This is a genomic window from Phenylobacterium sp. (genome assembly GCF_024508875.1).
Lineage (GTDB): Bacteria > Pseudomonadota > Alphaproteobacteria > Caulobacterales > Caulobacteraceae > Phenylobacterium.
In genome coordinates this window covers 1-1,540 of the sequence record NZ_JANINU010000329.1, presented here as the reverse complement: position 1 = coordinate 1,540, position 1,540 = coordinate 1, and the positions used below count along the sequence as shown (strand labels likewise).

Genomic DNA, 1,540 nt, shown 5'->3' with positions numbered 1-1,540 from the left:
TCGACATCGGCGGCGAGACCGTGGGTCTCATCACCTACATGCGGACCGACGGCGTGCAGACCGCGCCCGAGGCCCTGGACGAGGCCCGCGCCGTGATCGGCGGCCTTTACGGCAAGGACTATGTGCCGGAGAAGCCGCGCTTCTACTCCACCAAGGCCAAGAACGCCCAGGAGGCCCACGAGGCCATCCGGCCCACCAGCCTGGCCCGCAACCCCGGCAAGCTGCGCCTGGAGGGCGACCTCGGCCGGCTGTACGAGCTGATCTGGAAGCGGATGATCGCCTCCCAGATGGAAAGCGCGCGCATCGAGCGCACGGTGATCGATCTGGAGTCCTCCGATGGCCGGACCGGCCTGCGCGCCACCGGCCAGGTGGTGACCTTCCCGGGCTACCTCGCGGTCTACGAGGAAGGCCAGGACGACCCCGAGGACGAGGAAGGCGGCCGCCTGCCCCAGGTCGCCGAGGGCGCCGAGGCCAAGGTGCGCTCGGCCAAGGCCGACCAGCACTTCACCGAACCGCCGCCGCGCTATTCCGAGGCCAGCCTCGTCAAGAAGATGGAAGAGCTCGGCATCGGCCGGCCCTCGACCTACGCCTCGATCCTCACCGTGCTGCGCGACCGCGCGTACGTCCGCATGGAGAAGCAGCGCTTTGTCCCCGAGGACAAGGGCCGCCTCCTGATCGGCTTCCTGGAGGAGTATTTCGGCCGCTACGTCGAATACGACTTCACCGCCGGCCTGGAAGAACGGCTCGACCTGGTCTCGGCCGGCGATCTGGACTGGAAGGTGCTGCTCCGCGAGTTCTGGTCCGACTTCAACCCGAAGATCGCCGAGATGATGGAGCTGCGGATCAGCGACGTGCTGACCGCGCTGGACGCCACGCTCGGCCCGCACCTGTTCCCGGAGAAGCCGGACGGCAGCGACCCGCGCGCCTGCCCGGTATGCAACACCGGCCGCATGGGGCTGAAATCCAGCCGCTTCGGGCCGTTCCTGGGCTGCTCGAACTATCCCGAGTGCCGCCACACCCGCCCGCTCTCGGTGGCCGAGGAGGGCGAGGACGCCGCCGCCGGCGACCGCGAGCTGGGGGTCGACCCGGTGACCGGTGAGACGGTGTTCCTGAAGACCGGCCGCTTCGGCGTCTATGTCCAGCTCGGCGAAGGCGAGAAGCCCAAGCGCTCCAGCCTGCCCAAGGGCTGGTCGGCGCCCGACATGGACCTGGAGAAGGGCCTGCGGCTGCTGCGCCTGCCGCGCGAAGTCGGCAAGCACCCGGAGGACGGCAAGCCCATCCTGGCCGGCCTCGGCCGCTTCGGCCCGTTCGTGCTGCACGAGGGCACCTACGCCAACCTCCCCAGCATCGACGAGGTGTTCGAGGTGGGCGTCAACCGCGCCGTCGATCTGATCGCCACCAAGCGGGCCGGTGGCAAGCGCGGCGGCGAGGCGGCTGCGCTGAAGGAGCTGGGCGCCCACCCCGCCGACGGCCAGCCGATCCGCGTGCTCTCGGGCCGCTACGGCCCCTACATCAAGCACGGCTCGACCAACGCCAACGT

Annotated in this window: 1 protein-coding gene; it reads left to right on the top strand. The window is 69.9% G+C overall.

From position 1 onward, the window contains the following. On the top strand, window positions 1-1,540 hold a 1,540-nt coding region (locus Q0L11_RS21280; protein ID WP_296599939.1), incomplete at both ends, for a DNA topoisomerase.